A 19,156-nucleotide genomic window follows, 5' to 3' on the forward strand; every position below is an offset into this window, starting at 1 on the left:
CTTCAGCCGCGCATAAGCGTCCGATACAGGGCGAGCATCGCCTGGCGGGCGCCCGTCAGTGCTTTTGCGACATTGTCGGCAAGGCTGGGCGGGTCCTGATAATCGCGCAGCATCCGCTCGGCCCAGCGATAGCCTTCGCGAATGATCAAACGCTCGTCGAGCGGCAAGCCGATGGATGGAACTCTCACGCCAACCTCCTGCGCATGGTTTATGAAACCTTAACGCGGGCAGGTTCGGATGTGTGGAGAAGTTGATTTTATGGTTATCGCCGGGCGGCCCGCTTGCCAGCCCGGAAAAACAAAAAGGGTCCCGAAGGACCCTTTGTCACCAAGCCTTTGCCAGGACTTGGTAGTTGGAGCGGGCGATGGGATTCGAACCCACGACCCTAACCTTGGCAAGGTTATGCTCTACCCCTGAGCTACACCCGCACTCCATTCGCCGCACACTGCCTTGGCACTGCCGCGATGCGCGCCTATATGCCCAATGCGATGTTCGATTGCAACCCATAATCTTGTCGCTTGTCATCTTCCTGACAGCTTGTCGCATCGGGGACTTGTCAGCCTGGGGTTTTGGGGCGCAAAAGATCGCTTCCGACAGTTACCGCACAGCCCCAGAAGGCCCTTTGCATGTCCACTCCGTTCAATGGTGCAGCCGCTCCGGCCGCCAATGCCGTGCCCGCCGGGGCATTGATCAAGAATTCCACCGACGCTGGTTTCAAGGCCGACGTGATCGATGCGTCGCTCGATACCCCCGTGCTGGTGGATTTCTGGGCGCCCTGGTGCGGCCCCTGCCGCGCCCTGACCCCGGCGCTGGAAAAGGTCGTCAACGAGAAGGCCGGCGCCATCCGGCTGATCAAGATCAATATTGACGAGAACCCGCAGATCGCCGGCCAGCTCGGCATCCAGTCGATTCCCGCCGTGTTCGCGTTTTCCGGCGGCCGCCCGGTCGATGGCTTCATGGGCGCCATGCCCGAGACCGAAGTGCGCAAGTTCGCCGAAAAGGTGATCGCCGGCGCGCCCGAACCGGCCCCGGCCGAAGGCTCGTTGGACGAGCAGATCAAGGCCGCCCTGGTCGCCGCCGACGAGGCGCTGGTGGCCGGCGATCTCGGCCGCGCCGCGCAGATTTTTGGCATGGTGGTGCAGCACGTTCCCGATCATGCGGCGGCGCTGCTGGGCCTCGCCAAGGTCTATCTGGCGGCCGGCGAGCCCGACCAGGCCCAGACCACGCTCGATATGCTGCCGCTCGAAGCCCGCATCGGCGCCGACTACACTGCGCTGGTCAATTCATTGCGCCTGCTGGCGGAAGCCGCGGGCCTGTCGGAAGCCGCGACCCTGGAAGCGGCCCTCGCCGCCAATCCGGACGATCATCAGGCCCGGTTCGATCTGGCCGTGGTGCTCAATGCCGAGGGCAAGCATGTCGAGGCCGCCGAGGCGCTGGTGACGCTGCTGCGCAAGGACCGCACCTGGAACGAGGACGGCGCCCGCAAGAAGCTGCTTGAACTGTTCGACGCCTGGGGCCCCAAGGACCCCGCAACGCTCAAAGGCCGTCGCCTGCTGTCGGCGGCATTGTTCTCGTAAGGAGCGCTCATGCTCAAGCGTCCCGCCTCGCCCACCGACCTGCCCAAGAGCGTTCCGGTCTTTCCATTGACCGGGGCGCTGCTGCTGCCGTTCTCGCATCGCCCGCTCAACATTTTCGAGCCGCGCTATATCGACATGGTGGACGCGGCCCTGCGGGGCGATCGACTGATCGGGCTGATCCAGCCCGAGGATACTACCGAGGAAAGCCCCAAGGGCCGCTCGCCGCTGCAATCTATCGGGTGCCTGGGCCGGTTGACGCATTTCGAGGAAAGCGGGGAGGGGCGCTATTTCGTCATTCTGGAAGGCATTACCCGCTTCAAGCTGATGCACGAATTGACGGTGATGACGCCTTACCGCCAATGCGTCATCGACGCGACCGGCTTTGCGGCCGATTTCGAACGCGAATATGGCGAAGACGCCGTCGATCGCGAGCGCTTCGTCAAAATGATGCGCGACTATGCCGAGTTTGCCAATATCGACCTCAACTGGGACGAAATCGAGCGTACGGGCACGGCAGACCTCGTCAATTTCTGCTGCATGGTCTCCCCCTATGGGGCCGCCGAAAAACAGGTGCTGCTGGAAGCCCAGACCCTCGAACAACGTGCCGAAACGCTGATCGCCATGACCGAATACGAAATGGCGCGCGGCGGCAGCGACAAGCCCAATACGCTGAACTGATGGCCCCGCCCGATCCGCGCCATGCGCTAGACGTGAAAACGCTGGAAATGCTGGTCTGTCCGTTGACCAAAACGCGGCTGACGCTATCGGGGGACAAGACCGAGCTGATTTCGGTGGCGGGCCGCCTGGCTTTTCCCATCAGCCGCGGCGTGCCGCTGCTCAGTCTCGATGAGGCGCGCAGTATCGATCCCGACGAGCTGAAACGGCTGACCGCGCCACAGCTCTGAGCCTGCCTGACCTGGAGCTGAGCCGTGGCCGCAAGCAATCCAACCGTCGCCGTCATCACCCCGGCCTTTGCTGCCATGGGCACGCTCGTCACCACGGTCCGCAGCGTGCTGGCGCAAACCTACCCGCATTGGGAACTGGTGGTGGTTTCCGATGACGGGGTGGATTATCTGCGGTTCCTGGCCGAACACGGCATTGCCGATCCGCGCATCAGCCAGTTGAGCAGCGGCAAGGTCGGGGGCGGGGCTTCGGCGGCACGCAACCTGGCGCTGGATGCCATCACTACGCCCTATGCGGCGATTCTCGATGCCGATGACCGCCTCAAGCCGCAAAAGCTGGAACACGCTGTGGCGGCGCTGAAGCACCATGGCATTGTCACCACGGCCCTGGACGTGATGGACGAGCAGTTCAAGCATTTACGCGATGTTGCGGCCGGTCCTGACCGCGAGCTCACGCCCGGCGCGCATAAATGGGTCAACGTGTCGATGGATTCGATGGTGGTGTGGGATCGCGCCAAGGCCGATGCCCGGTACGACCTGGCCATGAGCAACATGACCGACCTGGAACTGCTGCTGCAACTCTATCGCACGGTGCCGGCCTCGTTCCATCTCGGCACGCCGCTGCACGACTACATCAAGCGCGCCGGCTCGATGAGCAATGGCGAAAAGACCGCGGCCGGCATGGTGGCGAGCAAGACCACGCTGCTGCAGCGGCTGGGCAGCGGCTATTACCCGCTGGCGCAGGGTGGGGTCGAGGGCATGGCCGAGTTTCTCGAAGTGTCGCTGGAAGCCGAAAAGCACTACGGGGCGGCGCTTGCCGCACAACCCGGACTACTGTTCGAGGATCACCTGGAGCCGCGTTTGCGGACAAAAAAACAGGCGGCTCCGTGAGGAGCCGCCCGATAATCAGGCCCGATAGGGTCGTTTAGAGCACGTAGAGGGTCACGTTGGTGCCGCTGCCGCTGATGCCGACGACGTCGGAAGCGGAGTAGCCCTGAGCGGCCAGCGAGTTGCTGACATACTTGTTGCTCATGACGCGGTTCTGAAGCGCTGCATTGTCGGTTTCGATCTTGAGGAAACGCGCATCGGTCGGGGTCACGGTCTCGATAGTGGCGTAGCTCGCGTCGCTGAGGGCGTTCAGCGCATTGTATCCGCCCATGGCATCGGCTGGATTGGCATAAGCGGCCGAAGCGCCGATCATCAGGGTTGCGGTCAGGGCGATAAGCTTGAGGGTTTTCATAATGTTATCCTTGGTTGGTGACGCTCGGCTTCATGTCGAACTCATCAGGATATACGCAGGCTCGGCGGGATTCGTTTCAGCATTGAGATGTTTTAATGAACACTCATTTGTGTGCGTTCGAGCTGCAACTATATTGGAAGTGGCGTACGGCCGGCTGGCCCAACGGGGCGGAGCATGCCAGGCCGATGAGCAATTGCTGAAAGACCGCAGGCGGGATCACCTACCGTCAGGGCTCCATAAAAAAACAGGCGGCTCCGTGAGGAGCCGCCGGTGGTCAGGCCTGACAGTTGAATGCTTAAAGCGCGTAGAGCGTGATGTTGCTGCCGGTGCCGGTGATGCCGATGATATCGGACGGCGTATAGCCCTGGGCCGCGACCGTCGCGGAAATTGCGTGGTTCTGGCGGATCAGAGCCTGCAGCGACGCCGTGTCGGTATCGATCTTGAGCGAACTGGCTTCACCGGGGTTCACCTTGAGAACAGTGGCGTAGCGGGCGTCGCTCAGGGCGCTGAGGGCATTGATGCCCCCATGGGAAGTGTGGGGACTGGCATAGGCGGCAGAAGCGCCAGCCAGCAGCGTTGCAGTCACGACGATGATCTTGAGGGGGTTCATGGTAGTCTCCATAGTTTGGTACCGCTCGGCTCTTGTCGAACTCGTGGGCACAACGCGGCAGGCCAGACACAAGTTTCCACATTACCACTTTTTTAGTGAACACTCATTTTTGTTGGTTCATGGATAAACGGTAATGTGCCGGCCAGCTTGGCCCCGCGTCACGCGCTATTGCCTTTGGCTCCCATTCCCCCTATAGACGCCACTTCTCCGGACCGCCCGGCCAACAGGCATGCCGTGGCGGTCTTTGAAAGCGATAGGCCCTCAAGTCTATCTTTGAACACCAAGGACCCGCAAAATGCCCAAGATGAAGACGAAATCTGGCGCGAAGAAGCGTTTCAGTTTCACAGCGACTGGCAGAGTCAAAGCAGGCGTGGCCGGCAAGCGCCACCGTTTGATCAACCATTCGGCCAAGTACATTCGCACCAATCGCGGGACCAAGATCCTGCAAAAGGGTGATGAAGGTCTGGTCAAGTGGTACATGCCCTACAATCGCTAAGAACGCTGAAAGGAAGCTGACATATGTCACGCGTTAAAAGAGGCGTTACCAATCACGCCCGTCACAAGAAAGTTCTCAAGGCTGCGGAAGGCTATTATGGCCGCCGCAAGTCTACGATCCGTATCGCCAAGCAGGCTGTCGAAAAGGCCGGCCAGTACGCGTATCGCGATCGTCGCGTCAAGAAGCGGAATTTCCGCGCTCTGTGGATCCAGCGTATCAACGCCGCCGTGCGGGATTACGGGCTGACCTATGGCCGATTTATCGACGGCCTCAGCAAGGCTGAGATTGCCGTCGACCGCAAGGTGCTCTCCGATCTCGCGATCACTGAGCCCGCAGCGTTCGGCGTGCTGGTCGAAAAGGCCAAGGCTGCGCTGTCGTACCTGGAAAGCGTCGACGCAGTGACCCACGCTCGGGTTACCGCCGCCTAAGTCTATCCTCTGCTGAGGTCAAAAATTGCGCCTTGCGCCACCCCACGAGGGCTGGCGCGGGGCGTTTTTGTTTGCTCTAACCGCCGCAATTGCCAGAGTTGAGAATTACCATGTCCCTCGAGACCCAGATCGACGCCCTTCGCACCGAGCTTGCCGCCGCCATCGCGGCTGCGACCGATGACGCCAGCCTCGACGGCGTGCGCGTCGCCGCTTTGGGCAAGAAGGGCAGCGTCTCGGCGCTGCTGGCCTCGTTGGGCAGCATGGCGCCCGAAGAACGCAAAAGCGCCGGCCCTGCCATCAACGGGCTGAAAAACCAAATTGCCGGCCTGATCGAGGCGGCCAGTGCCGCCCTCAAGGGCGCGGCGCTCGAGGCGCGGCTCAAGGCCGAAACCGTGGACATCACCCTGCCGCTGCAAGCGGCGCCGACCGCGCGGGGCCGCATTCACCCGATTTCGCAAACCCTGGACGAAATCACCGCCATCTTCTCGGATATGGGCTTTTCGATCGCCGAGGGCCCCGATATCGAGACCGACTATTTCAATTTCACCGCGCTCAATTTCCCCGAAGGCCATCCGGCGCGGGAAATGCACGACACCTTTTTCATGAAGCCCGGCCCGGACGGCGTGAAGAAGCTGCTGCGCACCCACACTTCGCCGGTGCAGATGCGCGTCATGCAGCTCGGCAACGAAAAGCCTGCCGCCAGCTACATCACGCCGCGCATGGACCCGCCCATCCGCGTGGTCATTCCCGGCCGCACCTATCGTAATGACAGTGACCAGACCCATACCCCGATGTTCCATCAGGTCGAGGGGTTGGTGATCGACAAGTCGAGCCATATCGGCCAGCTGCGCTGGGTGCTGGAGGAATTCCTCAAGGCCTATTTCGAGGTTCCCAACGTTACCCTCCGCTTCCGCCCCAGCTTCTTCCCCTTCACCGAGCCGTCGATGGAAGTCGACGTGCAATGCGACCGCTCGGGGAGCGAAGTGAAGATTGGCGAAGGCAGCGACTGGCTCGAAATTTTGGGCTGCGGCATGGTGCATCCCAATGTCATCCGCAATGCCGGGCTCGATCCCGACGTGTACCAAGGCTTCGCCTGGGGCATGGGGATCGACCGCATCGCCATGCTGAAATACGGCATGCCGGACCTCCGCGCCTTCTTCGACGCCGACCAGCGCTGGCTCGATCACTATGGCTTCCGGCCATTGGATCTGCCGACCCTGTTTGGCGGGCTGAGCCAGTAAAATGGCGTGGACGGAACGCTGGGGCATTTCGGGCGAGATGGCGCAGGTCGAGCGTGAGCTCGGCCTTGTACCCGGTCGCTATTCCCAGCGTCCGACTGACGAGACCGTCACCCTGCCGGACCCGATCTACCCCACGCAGAGCCAGACCTTCGGCATCGACCTGATGACCGACGAGATCACCGGCAAGGTCTGGAAATACGGCCTCAATGAAATCACCAACGGCGTTTATGCGCTGATCTACCAGCCTGCGGCTCTGCCGCCTGTCGACGCTACCGAAAGCATGTACCCATGAAATTCACCCTCGACTGGCTCAATGACCATCTCGATACCGACGCATCGGTCGACGAGATTTCCACCACCCTGACCACGGTTGGTCTCGAAGTCGAAGGCGTGGAAAACCAGGGCAAGCGCCTCGAAAAGTTCGTCGTCGCTCAGGTGGTCAAGGCCGAACCGCATCCCAATTCCGACCACCTCAATATCTGCAAGGTCGATGCCGGTACGGGCGAATTGATCGACGTCGTCTGTGGCGCGCCAAACGTCGTGACCGGCATGAAGAGCGTCTTTGCTTTCCCCGGCACCTATATTCCGGGCAAGGATTTCGAGCTGAAAGGTGGCGTCGTCATTCGCGGCGCACCCTCCAACGGGATGCTGTGCTCGGCGGCCGAACTCGAACTCAGCAACGACCATGATGGCATCATCACCCTGCCGGAGGATGCGCCGATCGGGGCCAGATATGTCGATTATGCCGGTATCAATGGCGTGGTGTTCGACATCTCGATCACCCCCAATCGCGGCGATGCGACGGGCGTCTATGGCGTGGCGCGCGATCTGGCGGCGTTTGGCATCGGTACGCTCAAGACCACCGATATGTCGCCGGTGCCGTCCAACGGCCCCAGCCCGATCGCGCCGCTGCCGCATCAGTTTGACGCCGATGAACCCAAGGCGATCCGCAAGTTCGGCGGTCGCTATATCCGCAATGTGAAAAACGGCCCGTCCCCGGCCTGGCTGCAGGCGCGCCTGCGTGCCGTGGGACTGCGGCCCATCAATGCCATCGTCGATATCACCAATCTGGTGTCGCTCGGCTGGGGCCGCCCGCTGCATGCCTATGATGCCGACAAGATTGTTGGGGCACCCGTGCTGCGCAATGCCAGGCCCGGCGAGCAGTTCGACGCGCTCGACAACAAGATTTATGCGCTGGACGAGACCATGACGGTCATCGCCGACGACGTTGGCGCCCTCTGCCTCGGCGGCGTCATGGGCGGCATTCGCTCGGGCACCACCGATGAGACCGTCAATGTATTCATGGAATGCGCCAGTTGGGACCCCGAACTGATCGCCCGCACCGGCCGCAAGACCGGCATCATCTCCGATGCCCGCTATCGGCTGGAACGTGGCGTCGATCCGGCGCTGACCGAACCGGGGCTGGAACTGGCCACGCGGCTGGTGCTGGAACTCTGCGGCGGCGAGCCGATGGAGCCGGCGATTTCGGGTGAGGATGTGTTTCCCAACACCGTCGTTGAATTCCCCTTCAACGAGGTCAAGCGCCTGACCGGACTGACCGTCGAGCCATTCATCGCCACCGCGATCCTGTCCAAACTCGGCTTCGAGATCGAAGGCCGTGGCGAGGTGGTGTCGGTCAAGGTGCCGAGCTGGCGTCCCGACGTGACGCAAAAAGCTGACCTCGCCGAAGAAGTCATGCGCATGGTGGGGGTGGATAATATCCCCGTCGAGCCATTGCCGCGCCTCAATCACGTGGCGCAGCGCATGCTGACCACGATCCAGAACCGCCGCCGTATCGCCCGCCGCGCGCTGGCTGCGCGGGGGCTGGATGAGGCCGTGACATGGTCGTTTATCTCCCATGACGAGGCCGTGCGCTTCGGCGGTGGGCAGGAAACCCTGCAACTGGCCAATGCCATCGCCGCCGACATGACCGACATGCGCCCCTCGCTGTTGCCGGGTCTGCTGGCCGCCGCGCGCCGCAACGGCAATCGCGGTCTTGCCGATCTGGCGCTGTTCGAGGTGGGGCAGGTGTTCCTCTCCGATGCGCCTGAAGGGCAACATACCTATGCCACCGGCATTCGCACCGGCACTGCCAGGCTCAACGGCTCGGGCCGGCATTGGGACGGCAAGGCGACCCCGGTCGGCGTGTTTGACGCCAAGGCTGACCTTGCTGCGGTGCTCGATGCGTTGGGCGTCGATATCGACAAGGTGCAACTGCTGGCCGAACCCGCAGCCTGGAGCCATCCGGGCCGGGGCGGGCGCATTGCGCTGGGGCCGAAGGTGACGCTGGGCTGGTTCGGTGAACTGCATCCGGCCTGGATCAGTGAACTGGATCTCGAAGGCCCGATTGTCGCGTTTGAAATTGACCTCGATGCACTGCCCGAACCGCGCAAGAAGCCCACCAAGACCAAGCCGGCGCTCGACCTCTCCGCGCTGATGCCGCTGAGCCGGGATTTTGCTTTTGTCGTCGACAAGGCGGTGACCGCCGCCGTGATCCTGCGCGCCGCGCGCGGGGCGGACAAGGCGCTGATCACCAATGTGTCGGTGTTCGACGTGTTCGAAGGGGTTCATGTCGGCGAGGGAAAAAAATCCGTCGCCATCGCGGTGACGCTACAGCCCAAGGACAAGACCCTGACCGACGAGGAAATCGACAAGGTCTCCGCCGCGATTGTCGGGGCAGTGACAAAGAGCACGGGCGGGGTGTTGCGGGCCTGAGGCTCATCAACCCACGCGATCTGTCTCCCTCCCCCTTGTGGGGAGGGATTAAGGGTGGGGGTCCTTCGCGCTGATGGTCCGGTGTACTGGACATCCCATGTCCCACCCGCTCATATCCCGCCATGGATTCTCCCACCCGATTCCCCGACGTGATGCTGCTGGCTGCGGGCCTTGGCACGCGGCTGCGGCCGCTCACCGAAACCGTGCCCAAGCCCCTGATCCCCGTCGCGGGCATTCCGCTGATCGAGCGCGTCATGGGCAATGCGCGGGCGGAAGGCGCCAAGCGCTTCGTGGCCAATGCGCATTATCTGCCGGACCAGTTGCTGGTGCATTTCGCCGGTGGCCTCAAGATTTCACGCGAGGAAACGCTGCTCGGTACCGGGGGCGGGGTGAAATATGCGCTGCCCATGCTGCATGCCGATCCGTTTTTCGTGATGAACACCGATGCCTTCTGGCCGGCGGGGAGCGATGCCCCGCTGGGGCGGATGATGGCGAAATTCGAGCAGGGCGATGCGGACATCGTGCTGCTTTGCGTGCATCCCGGCCGGGCCACCGGCTTTGCCCGCAGTCATGATTTCTGCCTCGATCCGTTCGGCCGCGTCACGCGCGACTATGGCGCCCCGGTGATCTATGGCGGCGTGGCGCTGGTCGCCAAATCGGTGTTCGCCGATAGCCCTGATGGGGCATTCTCCTTCTATCCGTTGATCGAAGCGGCGCTGGAGCGCGAGACACTGTTCGGCGTTGCGCTCAATGCGTCATGGCATCATGTCGGGGACGCCAAGGGATTGGCCGAAGCCGAGGCCGCGCTGGCATGACGCTGTTCTCCATTGCTCCGCATGCAAAGTTCCTTGCAACGCTGGCTGACCGCGTGCTGGATTGTGCACTGCTCAATGGCTGGGACCGAAGCGGCCCGTTCTGGCTCAGCGACATCACCATCGTGGTGCCGACGCGGCGGGCCAAGCTGGCGCTGGCGGAGGATTTTGCGCGGCGCGGCACCGGGCTGCTGCCCGATATTCGTACCTTTGGCGGACAGGTGGAGGACGAGGAACCCTTCCTGCCGCCGTTCGACCTGCCGGTATTGCCGGGGACTGTTTCGACGCTGGAGCGGCGGCTGGTGCTGAGCTGGCTGGTCTCGGCCTGGGCCAAGACCGCCAAGGGGCAGCAGGCGTTTGCCAATCCGCCCAACGCTGCCGAAATTCTCGCCATGGCGGAATCGCTGGGCGGGCTGCTCGATGATCTCACCACCCAGGATGCCGGCGCCAGCCAGCTCAATGGCATCGTGCCCGATGACCTGGCGGAGAATTGGCAGCAGACGCTGGAATTTCTCAAGATCGTGCTCGGCTATTGGCCCGAGCGGCTCAAGGCCACCAACACCGCCGATGCTGCCCATCTGCGCAATCTGCGGCTCGACCGGCAGGCGGCGGCCGCGGCTTTGGTCTATGGCGACCGGCCGGTGATCGCGGCGGGCTCGACCGGCTCCATCCCCGCGACCGCACGGCTGCTGGCGGCCATCGCCAAACTGCCGCGCGGATCGGTCGTCTTGCCGGGCTTCGATACCGGCATGACCGCGGAGGGGCATGCCGATCTGCTCAACAATGCCAAGAATCCGCACGGCCATCCGCAGTACGGCATGGCCAAGCTGCTGCGCGCGCTGGGCGCCGGCGTCGGCGATGTGATCGAACTGGCCGGGGGCGAGGTCCAGCGTACCACGCTGCTGCGCCGCGCGCTGGCGCTGACGGATGATACGGCGCTGTGGGCCGGGCAGAAACTGACGCAGCCGCAACTGGAGCACGCCATCGGCGGCCTGAGCCTGATAAGCGCCCGCACCGAGGACGAAGAAGCGCGGGCGGTGGCACTCGCGGCGCGCGATGCTCTGGCGCAAAGCCGCACCGTCGGCATCATTACGCCCGACCGTAATCTGGCGCGGCGCATCGCGGCGGAGCTGGGCCGCTTCGGCGTCACCGTCGACGATGCGGCCGGGGTGCCGCTGTTCCATTCGGCAGCGGGACGGCTGGCGCGGCAAATCCTGGCGCTGGCTGTCAAGGACTGCGGCGCGGTCGACCTGATGGCGCTGCTGCGCAATCGTGCGGCGCTCTTCGGGATGGAGCGCGAGCAGATCAACGTGCTGGCCGACAAAATCGAGCTTGGCTTGTTGCGCGGGCAGCGTGCCAGTCCGGGGCTCGGCGGATTGCGGATGCTGCTTGAGGCCAATATTTCGGGCGCCACCAAATATCCCTCCCGGCGCCTCTACGAGACGGACCGGCAGGAGATCAACGGTCTCTTCGCGCGCATCGAGGCGTCTTTGTCGCCACTGCTGGCCCTGCTGGAAAAATCCGAAACTGATTCGGGCCGTTTCGGGGCGGCGCTGATGGCGGCATTCGATGCCGTGGCGGACGGCGCGCAGCTGCCCGGCCGTCGCGAACTGAACGATTGGGCTATCGAGCTTCGGACTCAAAAGGGTGAGGGGCTCAAATTCCCGCCGCGCGGGCTCGATAATGTGCTGGCCGCGCTCATGCTTGGCTTTCAGGTTCGCACCAGTGACGTAAGGCGGCAGGATATTTTCATCTGGGGGCAGCTCGAAGCGCGACTGCAAAATCCAGACCTACTGATTCTCGCCGCCCTCAACGAAGACAAGTGGCCCGAACCGGCGGATCCAGGGCCGTGGTTGAGCCGTGGCATGCGGCTGGCCGCGGGGTTGGAGCCGCCCGAGCGGCAATCGGGCCTCGCCGCGCATGACTTCGCCCAGGCCATGGGCAATGGCGCGGTGATCGTGGCGTATTCGGAGCGGCTGGGCACCAGTCCGGCCATCGCCTCGCGGCTGGTGCAACGGCTGGAAGCGTTCGCGGGCGTTGATGCCTCAAAAGCGATGCGGGCCAAAGGCCAGGTCTGGCTGGAAGCAGCACGGCAATTGGATGGGGTGAGCGATATTCAGCAGGCCACGCCCCCCGCCCCCAATCCGAGTGCCGACCTGCGCCCCAAAAAGCTGTCGGTGACCGAGATCGAGACGCTGATGCGCTCGCCCTACGATGTCTATGCCAAGCACGTGCTGAAGCTCCGGCCGATGGACAAGCTGGGCGAAAGTCCTGATGCACGCGAGCGTGGCAATATCATCCATGACATCTTTGCCCGCTTCGTCATCGAGCGCTGCGACGTGATGGCGCCCGACGCACTGGACACGCTCAATGCCATGGCGGTCGAGGGTTTTGCCGGGCTCGACGCCATCGGCGAGCGTCGCGATATCTGGCTGCGCCGCTTCGATACCGCCGCACGGTTTTTTCTGGAGTTCGAGCGTGAGCGCAATGAGCGGGTCAAGCTGCGGCATGCGGAGATCGACGGTGAGTGGAAACTGCCCAGCGGCTTTACCCTGACCGGGCGCGCCGACCGGGTTGACGAAATGGTCGACGGCACGCTGGAAATCATCGATTTCAAGACCGGCTCGCCACCGACGCCGGGGACGATGAAGGCTTTTGAGGCGCCGCAACTGTTGCTGGAGGCGGCGATGGGGGGAGCAGGTGCGATGGCGGGAATCGGCGGGGCCGATACCAGCGCGCTGACCTATGTGAAGGTCGGGCTTGGGCCCGAGGCCTTCGTGCCTAAGGATTTTACGCTGGCCGATGCGTTCGGGCTAATGGACGCGGCGGACGAGGCCAGCCGGCGCATGCAGCGCCATGTCGATGTCTTCCTGTTTCGCGATACGCCCATGCTGGCGCGCATCCTGCCGCTGCCGAACCAGCGCTTTGCCGGGGCCTATGAGCATCTGGCGCGCATGGCCGAATGGACCGCGATCGACGGCGAGGAGGACGAGCTGTGAGAGGCGAACTGCGCGTTCCCGCCCAGACCGAGGCCAATCAGCGCAAGGCCGCAGATCCGGCTTGGTCGATCTGGGTCGAAGCCAATGCGGGCTCGGGCAAGACCCATGTGCTGACCCAGCGCGTGCTGCGCCTGCTGCTGGCCAATGTAGCGCCGCAATCGATCCTCTGCCTCACCTATACCAAGGCGGCAGCGGCCGAGATGCGGCGGCGGGTGTCCGGGCTCCTGGCGCGTTGGGCGATCATGCCGCCGGCGGAGTTGGAAATCGAGCTGCGCAAGGTGGTGCCCGGCGCCATCGACGATGACCTGCGGGCGCTGGCCCGCACGCTCTTCGCCAAGGCGCTGGAAACGCCGGGCGGGCTCAAGATCGTCACCATCCACGCCTTCTGCGAATCGGTGCTGCATCGGTTTCCGCTGGAAGCGGCAGTGCCGTTCGATTTCAGCGTGATCGAGGAGGAAGAGCGGGCCGGCATGGTGCTGGCGGCGCGCGAAATGGTGCTGGCCAGCGGCCTCAAGGGGGGAGCGCATGCCGAGGCGGTCGAGACGCTGTTCGGCCTGCTGAGCGATTTTTCCATCGCCGAGGCCATCGACGCGGCCTTGGCCGACGGGCGCAAGCTCAAGGCCGTGCTGGCCGATCGAGCCGGGGCCAAGGCGCGCCTGCGGGCGCTGACGGGGTTCGATAATGGACCGGGTAGCGCGCAGATTGCCGAGATGATCGTGGGCGAGCGGCTGGTGGGGCCGGCCGAAGTGGCGCGGCTGCTGGCGATTACCCCACCCAAGGCCGGTGGCAATCGCTTCGAGGATCGGCTGGCGCGGCTCAATGTTCGCCTGCCGACGGCGGCGCACTGGATGGGGGCATTTCTCAAGGACGATGGCACCGTGCCGGCGCGGTTTCCCGTCAAGGCGGTGAGCCTGACCGATCCGGCTTTAGCCGAACTGTTGCTGGCGGAGGCGGAGCGGCTGGCGCATCTGGCGGCGCTGCGGCGCCATGCACTGCTGATCGAGCGCAGCGAAGCCGTGCTCGACGTGGTGGGGGCAATTTCGGACAATTACGAAGCGCGCAAGCGGGCCCGGGCGCTGCTGGATTTTGACGACCTGGTGCAGAAGCTCGGCGACCTGTTCGAAAATTCCGAGCTTGGGCCGTGGGTGCAATACAAGCTCGACGCCGGGATCGACCATATTCTGGTGGATGAGAGCCAGGACACCAATCCCGAGCAGTGGCGCGTCGTGCGGGCGATTGCCGACGAATTCTTCCGTGGCGCCAGCGCCGTGCAGCGGCCACGCTCGCTGTTCGCGGTGGGCGACCAGAAGCAGTCGATCTATTCGTTCCAAGGGGCGGAGCCGGCGCTGTTCGGCGAGACGGGACAATTGTTCAAGGACCTGGCGGCGGACGCCAAACGCGATTTCGCCTGGCTGCCGCTGCATACCAGTTTTCGCACTTTGCGCGGCATTCTGGAGGCGGTGGATAAGGTTTCCGACCGGCCCGATATCCAGGAGGCGCTGCTCTCGACCGAGAAGGTGCATCACGATACCGCCCGCTCAGAACCGGGTGGCACGGTGACACTGTGGCCGCCGCTGCAGCAATTGGCCAGCGTCATTCAGCCGGGCGAATGGCCCACCGAACCGGTCGATGCCGAGCGCACGGCGCCGCGCCAGGTGGCCGAATGCATTGCGGGCGAGATTGCTGGCTGGATCGCAGAGGGGCGCCCGCTGGCCAATCGTGGCAAGGCGGTCAGGGCCGATGACGTGCTGATTCTTGTGCAATCGCGCAATGCGCTGTTCCAGGAAATCATCCGCGCGTTGCGGCGGCGCAATATTCCAACGCCCGGCGCCGACCGGCTCAAGGTGACCGGCCACATCGCGGTGCTGGACCTGCTGGCGCTGTGCGACGTGCTGCTCAATCCCGCCGATGACCTGCAACTGGCGGCGCTGCTGCGCTCGCCGCTGTTCGATATTTCGGAGGATGAGCTGTTCGCGCTGGCACAGCCGCGCGCCAAAAATGAAACGCTGTGGCAGGCATTGCACACATGCATGCTGCCGGAATGTATGGTGGCATTCGAAAAACTGTCGCGCTGGCGGGGGCAGCTGGACTTTGAGCGGCCGTTCGAATTCCTCGCGGCGGTGCTGTATGCCGAGGGTGGGCTCAAGCGGTTTCATGCGCGGCTCGGAACCGAGGTGGACGAGGTGTTTGCCGAACTGCTGGAATTGGCGCTGGGCCACGAGCAGAAGGAACAACCGTCGCTGCAGGGCTTCGTCGCGGAAATGCGCGAAAGAGATGTATCGATCAAGCGCGAGCTGGCCGAGGCTGGTTCGGGCGTGCGGGTGATGACCGTGCATGGCGCCAAGGGGCTGGAAGCGCCGATCGTGATCCTGGCCGATGCGGCCAGCAAGCCGGCCGGCAGGCAGGTCAGCAAGCCGCTCTATGTGCTGGCCGAAAGCCCGGGGCCGCTGCTGATCCATGCCTCGGGCGAAAAGAACCATGTGCCGCAGACCCTGGCGCAGCGCGATATCTTTAAGGGCAAGCAGGAACAGGAATATTGGCGCAAGCTCTATGTGGGGATGACCCGGGCTGAAGATGAACTTTACGTCACCGGGGCGCTGACCGCGGCGCGCGATGCGGGCGGGCAGCTCAAGGGCACCTGGTACGAGGCGATCGAGGGCGCCTTGCGGCCGCTGGCGCAGAGCGTCGTTGATGCCGATGGCAAGGAGAATGCGCTGGTCTATCCGCTGGTGCGGCCGGAGCCGAAACCGGTGGTGACGGTCGAGAATGCCGCGCCGCCGATCGATATCGGCACCGCGCTGCAGCCCTTGCCGGCTTATGCGGCTCCGGTGATCGTCAGTCCCTCATCAGTGCATGTGAGCGCGGGGATGACCGTGTTCGACAGCGCCGCCGAGCGGGTGGCCGATGCCGATGCATCGCGCAAAAGCGGCATCGCGCTGCATGCCCTGCTGCAGCATTTGCCCAAGCTCGATCCAGCCCTGTGGCCGGTTGTCGTGCCCAAGGCCATGCCGGTTCTGCTGCCGACCTTGCCCAGGCAGCACGAGGCCGTGGGTGACAAGGCCATTGCGATCCTGGCGCGCCCCGAACTGGCCCATGTCTTTGGCGTGAGCAGCAGGGCCGAAGTCGCGTTCGCCCTCGACGTGCTGCGCGACGGAGCGCCCGTGCAACTGGCCGGACGGATCGATAGGCTAATCGTTGACGACTCTAGTGTATTGGTGGTGGACTACAAATCCGACGCGGCGCCTCCCGCGGAACCGAAACAGGTGCCACAGAATTATCGAACCCAGTTGGGACTTTATGCGCTGGTTGCAGGTCAGCTGTTCCCCGGCCGTACGGTGCGGGCAGCCATCCTGTGGACCGCATTGGAATCGTTGATGGAATTGCCGCCGGACCTGCTGGCGGAGGCTGCCGTAGGTTTCACCCTTCGGTGACACGACTTGAAGACAGGCTGGACTCGCACCAGCTTTTGGATCACACAGACCGTCGCTTTCAACCCCAAAGGCAAACCCCAAATGACTCAACATGTTTCCGACGCCGATTTTGGCGAGGAAGTCCTCAACTCCAAAGAGCCAGTCCTCGTGGATTTCTGGGCCGAGTGGTGCGGGCCGTGCCTGGCGATCGCCCCCGTGCTCGATGAGCTGTCGACGGAACTGACCGGCAAGGTCAAGATCGTCAAGCTCAACGTCGACGAGAACCCCTCGACCACCGCCAAGTACGGCGTTCGCTCGATCCCCACCATGATCCTGTTCAAGGGCGGCGAAGCTGCCGACATGAAGATCGGCGCGGGCACACCCAAGGCCGGCCTCTCCAAGTGGCTCACCAGCCACGCGGCTTAAGCTTTCCTGATTTGAAATTTTCAAACACCGCCGGATCGATCCGGCGGTGTTTTTGTTGGTGGGTGGGATAGTTCGCACCGACCCGCCAACTTGGAATGTCGTTGCTGTCGCCCCTCTGCGACTCAGCCTAGTCTCCCCCTCCCGCAACCGGAGACACACCATGGCCAACCAAGTGACCGATGCCGATTTTTCTGCCGAAGTGCTGCAGGCGCGCGAGCCGGTGCTGGTGGATTTCTGGGCCGAATGGTGCCAGCCGTGCCTGGCCATGGACCCGATCATGGATACGCTGTCGGTCGAGCTGGCCGGCCGGGCCAAGATCGTCAAGATCGACATCGCCAGCAATCCAGCCATTGTCAGTCAATATGGCGTGCGCGCCATGCCGACGCTGATGGTGTTCAAGAATGGCCAGCCGGTCGACATCAAGGTCGGCGCAGGGCAGTCGCGGGTGCAATTGCTCAAGTGGCTGGAAAGCCACGCCGCCTGATTTGCCCAAGCGTACGTGCCTCTGCTAAGTCTTAAGAAAAACAAAGACTTTGGAGGATTTTCGTCATGGCCCATATCGATCTGACGGCGGCGCCGTTCAATCTCGATGACGATGCGATGGCCTGGGTGTCCACCACCCTGGCCGGGCTGGGGCCGCGCGACAAGCTGGCACAATTGTTTGTGCTGATGGTGCGCGGCGCCCCCGAGAGCTTCCTCGACAGCGTTTTGCGCTTCAAGCCGGGCGGCATCACGCGCGTGTTCACGCCCGATCTCGAGAGCGAAATCGGCCTGGCGCGTGACCTGATGTCCGGCTCGGCGATCCCACCATTGATCAGCGCCGATCTCGAGGGCAGCCGCATGAGCCTGCCATTCGGCACCGCCGTGCCCAACCCGCTGGGGCTGGCGGCGGCCGACGATGTGGCGGCCACCGAGGCGATTGCTACCATCATGGCGCGCGAGGCCCACGCCGTGGGGCTCAACTGGAGCTTTACCCCGGTCGTCGATATCAACGCCGCCTTCAAGAGCGCCATTGTGGGCACCCGCTCCTATGGCAGCGATGTCGACCGGATCGAGCGTCATGCGCTGGCGCAGATCGCGGCGTTCCAGGTCAATGACGTGGCGGCGACGGTCAAGCACTGGCCGGGCGAAGGGTTCGACGATCGCGACCAGCATCTGGTGACCACCGTCAACCCGCTGAGCTTTGCCGAGTGGGACGCCAAATTCGGCCGCCTCTATCGCGCCGCCATCGAGGCTGGCGTGCTGGCGGTGATGGCTGGCCACATCGCCTTCCCGGCCTTCGTGCGTCAGCTCGATCCCGAGGCGGGCAACGAAGCGTTCCGCCCGGCCTCGATCAGCGCCGTGCTGAACCAGACCCTGCTGCGCCAGCGGCTCGGCTTCAACGGGCTGATTGTTTCGGACGCCACCGCCATGGCGGGGCTGGGCGATTGGGGTCCGCGCGACGTGACGCTGCCCGAGGTGATCTCCAGCGGCTGCGACGTGATCCTGTTTTCCGACGATCCCGATGCCGACCTGATGCGGCTGGTCTCGGCCATCGCCGATGGCAGGCTGACCCAGGAGCGGGTCGATGAGGCCGTGACGCGTATCCTGGCGCTCAAGGCCAGACTGGGCCTGCACAAGGCGCAACTGCCGCCCGAGCTTGAAACGGCGCGCGCGGTGTTGGGGGACCCGGCCAGCGCCATCACCGCCCGTTCGGTCACCGGCCGGGTGCCGACCCTGGTCAAGGATACGCAGAACCTGCTGCCGCTGAGCCCCGAGCGGCATCGGCGCGTGCTGGTATTTACCGGCGATATCGTCATGCCGCTGGCGCCCGGACCGGTGGCGTTCAGCGTGCCCGAGCGGCTGCAACGCGAGGGCTTTGCGGTGACGCTGTTTACGCCCGGCACGACCGTCAATCCGCGCGATTTCGATCTGGTGCTGTATCTGTTCGGCGACGAGACGCTGCTGACGCGCAGCAGCATCTTCCTCGACTGGATGAAGCTGACCGGCAACCTGTTCGGCGCCATGCATCGCTATTGGCACGAGGTGCCGACGCTGATGATCTCGTTCGGTTATCCCTATTACCTCTACGACGCGCCGCGGGTGAAGACCTATATCAACGCCTATGGGACAGCAGAACCGCTGCAGGAGGCGGTGGTCGAGGCGCTACTGGGGCGCACGCAATGGGCCGGCAATAGCCCCGTGGATGCGTTCTGCGACAGCGAGCAGGCGCGTTATTGAACCGGGCCTGAACGGAACCTTCCACCTGTTGCCGCAATTGCCTCATAGGTTAGGCTCGACCAATACTCACCCGATACATT

Annotated in this window: 18 protein-coding genes and 1 tRNA gene; 15 read left to right on the forward strand and 4 right to left on the reverse strand. The window is 63.7% G+C overall.

Annotation, left to right across the window (positions count from 1 at the left end; genetic code table 11):
- Positions 1–2: 2 nt before the first annotated feature.
- Together ABIB57_RS16310 and ABIB57_RS16315 are read right to left on the reverse strand one after the other, a co-directional pair.
- Positions 3–188: a hypothetical protein gene (locus ABIB57_RS16310; RefSeq protein WP_354042171.1), complete on the reverse strand. Its 186-nt coding sequence runs from the start codon at positions 186–188 to the stop codon at positions 3–5.
- A 165-nt stretch (positions 189–353) separates the two neighbouring features.
- A tRNA-Gly gene (locus ABIB57_RS16315) sits at positions 354–428 on the reverse strand.
- 198 nt (positions 429–626) lie between these two features.
- Here ABIB57_RS16315 and trxA (ABIB57_RS16320) point away from each other — a divergent pair.
- Genes trxA (ABIB57_RS16320) through ABIB57_RS16335 form a run of 4 tightly spaced genes read left to right on the forward strand, consistent with a single transcriptional unit; the run spans position 627 to position 3,370 of the window.
- On the forward strand, positions 627–1,577 hold the full coding sequence (gene trxA, locus ABIB57_RS16320; RefSeq protein ID WP_354042172.1) for a thioredoxin: 951 nt from the start codon (positions 627–629) through the stop codon (positions 1,575–1,577).
- Between the two features lie 9 nt (positions 1,578–1,586).
- Complete coding sequence (locus tag ABIB57_RS16325) at positions 1,587–2,255, forward strand: LON peptidase substrate-binding domain-containing protein (RefSeq protein WP_354042173.1); 669 nt, start codon at positions 1,587–1,589, stop codon at positions 2,253–2,255.
- Positions 2,255–2,482: a Trm112 family protein gene (locus tag ABIB57_RS16330; RefSeq protein ID WP_299746514.1), complete on the forward strand. Its 228-nt coding sequence runs from the start codon at positions 2,255–2,257 to the stop codon at positions 2,480–2,482. Before ABIB57_RS16325 ends, ABIB57_RS16330 begins: the two co-directional genes overlap by 1 nt.
- A 24-nt stretch (positions 2,483–2,506) precedes the next feature.
- The gene (locus ABIB57_RS16335) at positions 2,507–3,370 is read left to right on the forward strand and encodes a glycosyltransferase family 2 protein (RefSeq protein WP_354042174.1); all 864 of its coding nucleotides are present in this window, start codon (positions 2,507–2,509) and stop codon (positions 3,368–3,370) included.
- Positions 3,371–3,404: 34 nt separating this feature from the next.
- Here the strand turns inward: ABIB57_RS16335 and ABIB57_RS16340 are convergent, their stop codons facing one another.
- Both ABIB57_RS16340 and ABIB57_RS16345 read right to left on the reverse strand, forming a co-directional pair.
- Positions 3,405–3,719 (reverse strand): hypothetical protein, encoded by a 315-nt coding sequence (locus tag ABIB57_RS16340; RefSeq protein ID WP_354042175.1) that lies wholly within the window; start codon positions 3,717–3,719, stop codon positions 3,405–3,407.
- A gap of 295 nt (positions 3,720–4,014) precedes the next feature.
- Entirely contained in the window at positions 4,015–4,329 is a 315-nt protein-coding gene (locus ABIB57_RS16345; RefSeq protein WP_354042176.1) for a hypothetical protein, read from the reverse strand.
- A 295-nt stretch (positions 4,330–4,624) separates the two neighbouring features.
- On the opposite strand from ABIB57_RS16345, the gene rpmI reads away from it, so the two are divergent.
- The 11 genes from rpmI (at position 4,625) to ABIB57_RS16400 (ending at position 19,076) form a co-directional block, all read left to right on the forward strand.
- Positions 4,625–4,825 (forward strand): 50S ribosomal protein L35, encoded by a 201-nt coding sequence (gene rpmI, locus ABIB57_RS16350; RefSeq protein WP_299728768.1) that lies wholly within the window; start codon positions 4,625–4,627, stop codon positions 4,823–4,825.
- Between the two features lie 23 nt (positions 4,826–4,848).
- Positions 4,849–5,253: a 50S ribosomal protein L20 gene (gene rplT, locus ABIB57_RS16355; RefSeq protein ID WP_354042177.1), complete on the forward strand. Its 405-nt coding sequence runs from the start codon at positions 4,849–4,851 to the stop codon at positions 5,251–5,253.
- 110 nt (positions 5,254–5,363) lie between these two features.
- Positions 5,364–6,494, forward strand: coding sequence for a phenylalanine--tRNA ligase subunit alpha (pheS, locus tag ABIB57_RS16360; RefSeq protein ID WP_354042179.1), 1,131 nt, complete (start codon positions 5,364–5,366; stop codon positions 6,492–6,494).
- A gap of 1 nt (position 6,495) precedes the next feature.
- Positions 6,496–6,786 carry a hypothetical protein gene (locus ABIB57_RS16365; RefSeq protein ID WP_354042180.1) on the forward strand — a complete coding sequence of 97 codons (291 nt, stop codon included), beginning with the start codon at positions 6,496–6,498 and terminating at the stop codon, positions 6,784–6,786.
- A complete protein-coding gene (gene pheT, locus ABIB57_RS16370; RefSeq protein ID WP_354042181.1) occupies positions 6,783–9,209 on the forward strand; it encodes a phenylalanine--tRNA ligase subunit beta in 2,427 nt (808 codons plus the stop codon). Before ABIB57_RS16365 ends, pheT begins: the two co-directional genes overlap by 4 nt.
- Before the next feature lie 122 nt (positions 9,210–9,331).
- Positions 9,332–10,024, forward strand: a complete 693-nt coding sequence (locus tag ABIB57_RS16375; RefSeq protein WP_354042183.1) for a nucleotidyltransferase family protein — start codon at positions 9,332–9,334, stop codon at positions 10,022–10,024.
- Complete coding sequence (gene addB, locus ABIB57_RS16380) at positions 10,021–13,020, forward strand: double-strand break repair protein AddB (RefSeq protein WP_354042184.1); 3,000 nt, start codon at positions 10,021–10,023, stop codon at positions 13,018–13,020. The genes ABIB57_RS16375 and addB overlap by 4 nt, the downstream gene beginning before the upstream one ends.
- Positions 13,017–16,451, forward strand: a complete 3,435-nt coding sequence (gene addA / locus ABIB57_RS16385) for a double-strand break repair helicase AddA (protein WP_354042185.1) — start codon at positions 13,017–13,019, stop codon at positions 16,449–16,451. Before addB ends, addA begins: the two co-directional genes overlap by 4 nt.
- Positions 16,452–16,532: 81 nt before the next feature.
- A complete protein-coding gene (gene trxA / locus ABIB57_RS16390) occupies positions 16,533–16,856 on the forward strand; it encodes a thioredoxin (protein ID WP_299746541.1) in 324 nt (107 codons plus the stop codon).
- A gap of 160 nt (positions 16,857–17,016) precedes the next feature.
- Positions 17,017–17,340: a thioredoxin gene (gene trxA, locus ABIB57_RS16395; RefSeq protein ID WP_354042187.1), complete on the forward strand. Its 324-nt coding sequence runs from the start codon at positions 17,017–17,019 to the stop codon at positions 17,338–17,340.
- A 65-nt stretch (positions 17,341–17,405) separates the two neighbouring features.
- Positions 17,406–19,076 carry a glycoside hydrolase family 3 protein gene (locus ABIB57_RS16400; RefSeq protein ID WP_354042188.1) on the forward strand — a complete coding sequence of 557 codons (1,671 nt, stop codon included), beginning with the start codon at positions 17,406–17,408 and terminating at the stop codon, positions 19,074–19,076.
- Positions 19,077–19,156 lie beyond the last annotated feature (80 nt).

This window comes from Devosia sp. UYZn731, from assembly GCF_040546795.1.
Lineage (GTDB): Bacteria > Pseudomonadota > Alphaproteobacteria > Rhizobiales > Devosiaceae > Devosia.

Bases quoted from the DNA above. Each gene is read 5' to 3' on its own strand.
- trxA (WP_354042172.1), top strand. From the start codon at position 627: ATGTCCACTCCGTTCAATGGTGCAGCCGCTCCGGCCGCCAATGCCGTG.
- ABIB57_RS16325 (WP_354042173.1), top strand. From the start codon at position 1,587: ATGCTCAAGCGTCCCGCCTCGCCCACCGACCTGCCCAAGAGCGTTCCG.
- ABIB57_RS16330 (WP_299746514.1), top strand. From the start codon at position 2,255: ATGGCCCCGCCCGATCCGCGCCATGCGCTAGACGTGAAAACGCTGGAA.
- ABIB57_RS16340 (WP_354042175.1), bottom strand. From the start codon at position 3,719: ATGAAAACCCTCAAGCTTATCGCCCTGACCGCAACCCTGATGATCGGC.
- ABIB57_RS16345 (WP_354042176.1), bottom strand. From the start codon at position 4,329: ATGAACCCCCTCAAGATCATCGTCGTGACTGCAACGCTGCTGGCTGGC.
- rpmI (WP_299728768.1), top strand. From the start codon at position 4,625: ATGCCCAAGATGAAGACGAAATCTGGCGCGAAGAAGCGTTTCAGTTTC.
- rplT (WP_354042177.1), top strand. From the start codon at position 4,849: ATGTCACGCGTTAAAAGAGGCGTTACCAATCACGCCCGTCACAAGAAA.
- pheS (WP_354042179.1), top strand. From the start codon at position 5,364: ATGTCCCTCGAGACCCAGATCGACGCCCTTCGCACCGAGCTTGCCGCC.
- ABIB57_RS16365 (WP_354042180.1), top strand. From the start codon at position 6,496: ATGGCGTGGACGGAACGCTGGGGCATTTCGGGCGAGATGGCGCAGGTC.
- pheT (WP_354042181.1), top strand. From the start codon at position 6,783: ATGAAATTCACCCTCGACTGGCTCAATGACCATCTCGATACCGACGCA.
- ABIB57_RS16375 (WP_354042183.1), top strand. From the start codon at position 9,332: ATGGATTCTCCCACCCGATTCCCCGACGTGATGCTGCTGGCTGCGGGC.
- addB (WP_354042184.1), top strand. From the start codon at position 10,021: ATGACGCTGTTCTCCATTGCTCCGCATGCAAAGTTCCTTGCAACGCTG.
- trxA (WP_299746541.1), top strand. From the start codon at position 16,533: ATGACTCAACATGTTTCCGACGCCGATTTTGGCGAGGAAGTCCTCAAC.
- trxA (WP_354042187.1), top strand. From the start codon at position 17,017: ATGGCCAACCAAGTGACCGATGCCGATTTTTCTGCCGAAGTGCTGCAG.
- ABIB57_RS16400 (WP_354042188.1), top strand. From the start codon at position 17,406: ATGGCCCATATCGATCTGACGGCGGCGCCGTTCAATCTCGATGACGAT.